The sequence below is a fragment of the Ruegeria sp. D7 genome, from assembly GCF_056534355.1.
In genome coordinates, this window is record NZ_JBQFPG010000006.1 from 228,137 (window position 1) to 234,431 (window position 6,295).

A 6,295-nucleotide genomic window follows, 5' to 3' on the forward strand; every position below is an offset into this window, starting at 1 on the left:
GCACGCCTAGACCCTTCATCCCGAAGTCGCCTAGAAAGCCCCGGTTCGACGATAGGTGTGTATTGAGAGAAATAGTCTTTTTCATTCACAATGATATGCGCTGACGTGCCGCTCCTGCCGATTATGGTCCGCGCAAGACCCCGGTCAAATATGACAAGCGTCGGTACAGACGGCAAAACCGCATCGAGATCATATCCGATAGGCTCAAGGGTCCAATGCGCGTTGCGACGCGCTTTGACCGCTGTCTGTCACTCAGCCATCGCTCTCGCGGAAACCGCCATCCATCGGTTGGAAAGCCTGACGATGGGGGCAGTTCGCTGCAATCGCCTTTGGTGCGTAAAGTGACTTGGACTGTGCAATTCAATACAATAGGCTTTTAGGATCCTACCCCCCAAGTTCGACATGTTTGATGCAAAGATCTTCACTGTCATACCCTTGTTGTGAAAAGCATCCAGAACACGCGTCGATCCACAAACCTGAGAGGTGCCTTATGTCCTATTCCAATCGTAGTTTGATTTCGCGCCGTCAGTTTCTTGCCACTACGACCGCCAGCGCTGCTGCCATCACCTTGCATCCCTTTTCGGCGGCGGCGGCCAACAATCAGGCGCATCTGAGGATCATGGAAACCACTGACATCCATGTTCACGTGTTCCCATACGATTACTATGCGGACAAACCGCGCGATACTGTCGGGCTGTCGCGGACCGCTTCGATCATCAATGAGATTCGTTCCGAGGCGACAAATTCGCTGCTCGTCGATAATGGAGATTTTCTGCAAGGCAATCCGATGGGCGATTACATCGCCTATGAGCGTGGCATGAAAGAAGGCGACAGCCATCCGATCATCACTGCCTTCAATACTGTTGGTTATGACGCTGCCACTTTGGGCAATCACGAGTTCAACTATGGCCTAGATTTCCTTGAAAAAGCGCTTGCTGGTGCAGAATTCCCCGTGGTTCTGGCCAATGTTGCAAAAGAGACTGGGGCGTCCCCCCGCGATGATACGACTCTGGTGAAGCCCTATGCCATCCTTGAGCGTGAGATTGAAATGGGGGATGGCAGCAAGCATCCGATCAAGGTTGGTGTCATCGGATTTACTCCGCCTCAGATCATGAACTGGGATCGCAAGCATCTGGAAGGCAACGTGCAGGCGCGTGACATTGTCGAAACTGCGCAGGCTTACGTCCCCGAGATGCAAGAGCAGGGTTGCGACCTGGTCATCGCCCTGTCGCATTCCGGCATTGGGGATGCGGATCACGCTGATGGAATGGAAAATGCTTCAGTCGTTTTGGCAGGGGTCGATGGCATCGACGCGCTGGTGACCGGGCACAATCACCTCGTATTCCCGTCCGCTACCTTTGCTGATCGTCCCGGCATTGATGTCGACAAGGGGACCTTGATGGGCAAACCGGCGGTGATGGGCGGCTTCTGGGGGTCGCATCTTGGCCTGCTGGACCTGCTGCTTGAGCGCGACGGAAACGAATGGCGCGTGGTGACGACCACGTCTGAAGCGCGCCCGATTTCAAAGCGCAACGAAGATCGTTCGATCACGGCACTTGTTGGCGACGATCAGAAGGTGCTGGACTCGGTCGCGAAAGACCATGACGAAACACTGGCCTATGTACGCCGCGCGGTCGGCAAGACATCGGCCCCGCTGCACAGCTACTTTGCGCTGGTCGCAGATGACCCATCGGTGCAAATCGTCTCGATCGCGCAGAAATGGTACGTCGAAGAGATGATGAAGGGCACCGAACATGAAGGTCTGCCCATTCTATCGGCTGCAGCGCCGTTCAAGGCAGGGGGGCGCGGCGGCCCGGACTATTACACAGATGTTCCGGTGGGCGATGTTGCGATCAAAAACGTGGCTGATCTTTACCTGTATCCCAATACCGTGCGCGCGGTGCGGGTGAACGGTGCACAGGTTCGGGGTTGGTTGGAACGCTCGGCGGGTATGTTCAACCAGATCGAGGCGGGATCAGAGGATGCGATTTTGCTAAACCCGGACTTCCCGTCTTACAATTTCGACGTGATGGACGGTGTGACCTACCAGATCGACTTATCGCAACCGTCGCGCTTTGGACCCAAGGGGGAAGAGATCAACCCGGATGCAGCCCGTATCGTAGATTTGGCCTTCAACGGTGAGGCGGTCACGGATGACATGGAGTTCATCATTGCCACCAACAACTATCGCGCTTCGGGCGGCGGCTCTTTCCCGGGCGCAATGGGTGATACCGTCGTGTTCGAAGCCCCTGACACCAACCGCGACGTGATCGTGCGGTATATCGTCGAGCTAGGAACAATCGATCCCAAGGCCGATGCAAACTGGTCGTTCGCGCCGCTTTCTGACACTACCGTGTTGTTTGAAACTGGTCCAAAGGCGCGCGACTACATGGGCGAAGTCAAAGGCGTCACCATCGAGGATGCCGGTGAAGGCGCTGATGGGTTTGCGGCATTCCGCATCAGGCTCTAGCAAGGGTAAGGTCCAAATTATAGTGTGAGCGGCCGTCTTAGATCATTCATCTGACGGCCGTTCGAAGGTGCTATGTTGCTGGGCCCCGTTCAGTCTTCATCTTGAAGCGGAAGCCTATCGCGCACGAGATTTGCCCAGTATTCCGCGCCGATCGGCAGTAACGCATCGTTGAAGTCGTAGTCATTCGAATGCAGCGGTTGCCCATTCGGGCCAGTTTCACCGTTGCCCAGCAGAATAAAGCAGCCGGGTACGGCTTCGCAGAAATGCGCGAAATCTTCTGAAAAACTCATCGGCTGACGATCGGGGAGGGTGTCCAGTCCGGATTGCTGCGCGACGCGGATGGCAGCTTCGGTCGGGATCGGTGCGTTGATCGTTTCGATGAACTCAGTTTTGAAATCCACTTGGACCTCAACGCCATGGGCGGATGCGATGCCATGCGCAATCCTGCGGATGTGTTCTTCGATCTTGTTTCGATCTTCGGGGCTGCGTGCCCGCGCATCACCCTTTAGCGTCGCGGTTCCTGGCAGGACGTTGCGCTGCCCATCGGTCAGAAATTCGGTCACCGACACAACCGCCCCGGCGCCCGGGGCCAGCTTGCGCGCAACAATTGTCTGAAGCGCCAGAACGATCTCGGACCCGATCGTCAGCGCGTCACGCCCCGCCTGCGGCATGGACGCATGACCCCCTTGCCCCTTGATCGTAATTTCGAACAGGCTTTCCGAGGAACAGATCTGCCCAGTTCGGGTCGACATCTGTCCGGCGGGCGCCCCGGGCAGGTTATGTATGGCGTAGACTTCTTCGATTGGAAATCGCGTCAAGACATTCTCTTCCAGCATTGCTTTAGCCCCAAGGCCAAGCTCTTCATTCGGTTGAAACAGGAACACCACCGTGCCGCTGAAACCGGGATCCGAGGACAAAGTCTTTGCTGCGCCCAACAGCATCGTCATGTGACCATCATGGCCACAGGCGTGCATAATGCCGGGATTTTGTGACACGTAATCATGATCGCTGGCTTCCTGAATGGGTAGCGCGTCCATATCTGCGCGTAATCCGATCGCGCGGTTGCCTTGACCGGCCCTGAGGATACCCACCACGCCCACGCCTTCATGAACTTCAAGCCCGTATTGACGTAGCAGCGCCGCAACTTTGGCTTTGGTTTTCGTTTCATTGAAGCCCAATTCGGGGTGTCTGTGGAATGACCGCCTAAGTTGGCGAAGTTCGGGTTGGTTCAATTCCATGGCGGTTAATGTTCCCAGATTATAGGTGCTATCCGAGCGGGGCGAACTCGGACTCTAGCCCTGATTGGTAGAGTACGATGGCAGACGGGTCCACCGGCACGGCATCTCTCAATCGTTCTGTCCCGACCAGCCCCGCCTGAATGAAGTCGGCGCTGCGCCGTATCGTTTCTTGAACCGAACTGTCAGTTGGGTCGCGCTGCCGAAACCCGTGGCGGCCGCAATTTCAGCAACGGTCATTTCTGTTTCGCTTAGCAACGCGTAGGCGCGCGCCACACGCAACTCGATGTAGAATTGTACCGGGGAAACCTCGACATACTTTTGAAACAGCCGCTCCAACTGTCGGCGAGAAATCTGAACGATCTTGGCGATCTCAGAGATATCCAGAGGCTCTTCCAGATTCTCATGCATGATCTGGATGGCGTTGATCAGGTATTGGTTCCGACTGCCCAACGCGACAGAAAACGCGGATTTCTGGAGCGTTTTTTGATTGTTGGATCGTGAGTGGATGCACATGTCCGAGACGATGATGGCCAGATCCTTTCCGAAGTCGGTTTCAATCATGTCCAGTACCATGTCGGTTGCCGCGTTACCTCCACCGCAGGTCATCAGATCATTGTCAATCTCATACAGGTTAGCCGATGGTGTCAGGTGTTCGAAGTGTTCAACAAAGGCGGGTTGGTTTTCCCAATGCAGTGTGAACCTCTTGCCGGTCAGCATGCCTGCCTTGGCCAGCGTAAATGCGCCGGTACAAATTCCACCAAGCTTGCAGCCAAACGCTTTCTGACGGCTGATCCACGAAAGGATCGTTGAATTAATGCTTTCCGATGGTTCGATCCCTGAACACACAAACAATCTGGATGATCGCGGTAAATTATGCAGAGCCAAGTCAGCTGCTATTTCGACTCCATTGGAGCATCGAACAGGGTTCCCATCCTCAGAGATCAGAAACCACTTGTAGAGCTCTTTGTTGGTGACCTGATTGGCGATCCTCAGCGGTTCAACCGCTGCGCTAAAGGCAAGCATGGTGAGTTTCGGCAGCAACAGAAAATAGATCTCGTTGGATGATCCGTCATAATCGATGTCGAACGTCGCGGCCCCTTTCGGAACGAAATTCCTAGGTTTCATGCTCTCTTTTCCCAGTGCGGACCTGGATGGATAACCGGCCCGTACAATATCGTATCGATCGAAACACCAGCGTATCAACTTCGCAGATCTCAAGCGAGAGGTCCTACGACAACAATTGGCCAGCGCGTAGCTGCGAGCTTGTCTGAAAGACGGCAACTGAGGATTTAGCCGGGCCAATATTTGGGCCGGTGGCAAAGCATTGTTAACTGGACTAACAATCGTATCTGTCGTCAACCTCATGAATGGTGAATGCCAAAAGTTCAGGCCCAGTGTGATATCAACCGCATTCGACTGCGCTGTCGATTCACACGATCAAGCTAAACAGCCTGAGTTTTGCCTGCAAATCGCCGATTTCGTACACTTTCGGGCGATGCATCATAGTGATCCCGGAACGCACGCACCAATGCACTTGTGGAAGAAAAGCCCGTAGCGGTCGCCACTTCAAGATAGGTCATCTCGGTAAATTGAAGCAGACCATAGGCCCGTTCTAGGCGAAGTTCCCGATACGTCGTCAGCAGTTTTACACCCGTTCTGTCCAGAAACCGCCGCTGTAACTGGCGCGTTGATGCACCAAGCGCCATCGCAAGTTCCGGTATCCTAAGCGGATCCTCCAGATTGTTCTGCATCTTTTCAACAACCTGTCGCACCGTTGGGTCGGCTTTTGAACGTCTGATCAATCGAGCTGCCAGTTGGCTTGCGCATGTAGTTTGCCTGTCGGCCAACCCGATATAGCTGCGTACTGACTCGGCCAGATGCTCGCCGTGATCAAAGGCAACAAAATCGGACAACAAACGCAACGTGCCCAATCTGGTTGATGCGCTATGGGTGCGGCTATCTGAGGACCAATATGTACCCGAACCGACGTCGATCAGGCCAACCTCTTGCGCTGCGGCAGAAAAATTGGGGTGAACCGATGCAATCCGCTTGGTTGCGCGACTAGTCTGGGCGAGAAGAAACGCTGCTCCGCCAACGAGAATTGATCGGTAGGACAGGTTCAATACTTGGGCGATCCAGGTTTTGTCCGACGGTGTCAGAGGCCAGCTTTTGTAGATGTCCCCCCAGAAAATCGCGGTTCGCCCGGCCCAGTGCAAGGGTCCGCCCGCCGCGCCGTCGGCAATGGTGCGGATATTTGTAATGTATGTATGGCCTTCGTTCAGTTCATTCAGGGCACGATAGAAATCAACCAGCATATCTGCCGATGCTTCCGCTTCGGCCTCGCAAAGAATGATCTCGATATGATGATCTCGTTTAGGTCTTGCCAACGTGGTTTCGGTCAAATGCGCATGGTCATTTGCAGGGACATAATGCTTCATTTCTCCTCCACCTTCTTTAGCGCTTCGGCCGCGAGCAGTCGTTCCCGAACTCGGATTGAAACCCCCGCCAGTTGGCGGGGGTTTATTGATTGAGGTTTATTCTGCTGCGTCCATGTATTCGGTCATTGGCGGGCATGTGCAGATTAGGT

4 protein-coding genes and 1 pseudogene are annotated in these 6,295 nt (G+C 54.6%); 2 read left to right on the forward strand and 3 right to left on the reverse strand.

The window, feature by feature from the left end:
- Nucleotides 1-131: 131 nt before the first annotated feature.
- Nucleotides 132-345: pseudogene (locus ACRZ9U_RS11295) on the forward strand (hypothetical protein); the annotation flags it as partial.
- Between the two features lie 145 nt (nucleotides 346-490).
- Nucleotides 491-2,470 (forward strand): bifunctional 2',3'-cyclic-nucleotide 2'-phosphodiesterase/3'-nucleotidase, encoded by a 1,980-nt coding sequence (locus tag ACRZ9U_RS11300; RefSeq protein ID WP_170407851.1) that lies wholly within the window; start codon nucleotides 491-493, stop codon nucleotides 2,468-2,470.
- Between the two features lie 89 nt (nucleotides 2,471-2,559).
- Here ACRZ9U_RS11300 and ACRZ9U_RS11305 read toward each other — a convergent pair whose 3' ends face one another.
- The 3 genes from ACRZ9U_RS11305 to ACRZ9U_RS11315 all read right to left on the reverse strand — a co-directional run bounded on the left by ACRZ9U_RS11305 (nucleotide 2,560) and on the right by ACRZ9U_RS11315 (nucleotide 6,146).
- Nucleotides 2,560-3,708 carry an amidohydrolase gene (locus ACRZ9U_RS11305; RefSeq protein WP_170735870.1) on the reverse strand — a complete coding sequence of 383 codons (1,149 nt, stop codon included), beginning with the start codon at nucleotides 3,706-3,708 and terminating at the stop codon, nucleotides 2,560-2,562.
- Between the two features lie 108 nt (nucleotides 3,709-3,816).
- Nucleotides 3,817-4,833, reverse strand: coding sequence for a GlxA family transcriptional regulator (locus ACRZ9U_RS11310; protein WP_170394570.1), 1,017 nt, complete (start codon nucleotides 4,831-4,833; stop codon nucleotides 3,817-3,819).
- A gap of 317 nt (nucleotides 4,834-5,150) precedes the next feature.
- Entirely contained in the window at nucleotides 5,151-6,146 is a 996-nt protein-coding gene (locus ACRZ9U_RS11315) for a helix-turn-helix domain-containing protein (protein ID WP_170407854.1), read from the reverse strand.
- Nucleotides 6,147-6,295: the final 149 nt, after the last annotated feature.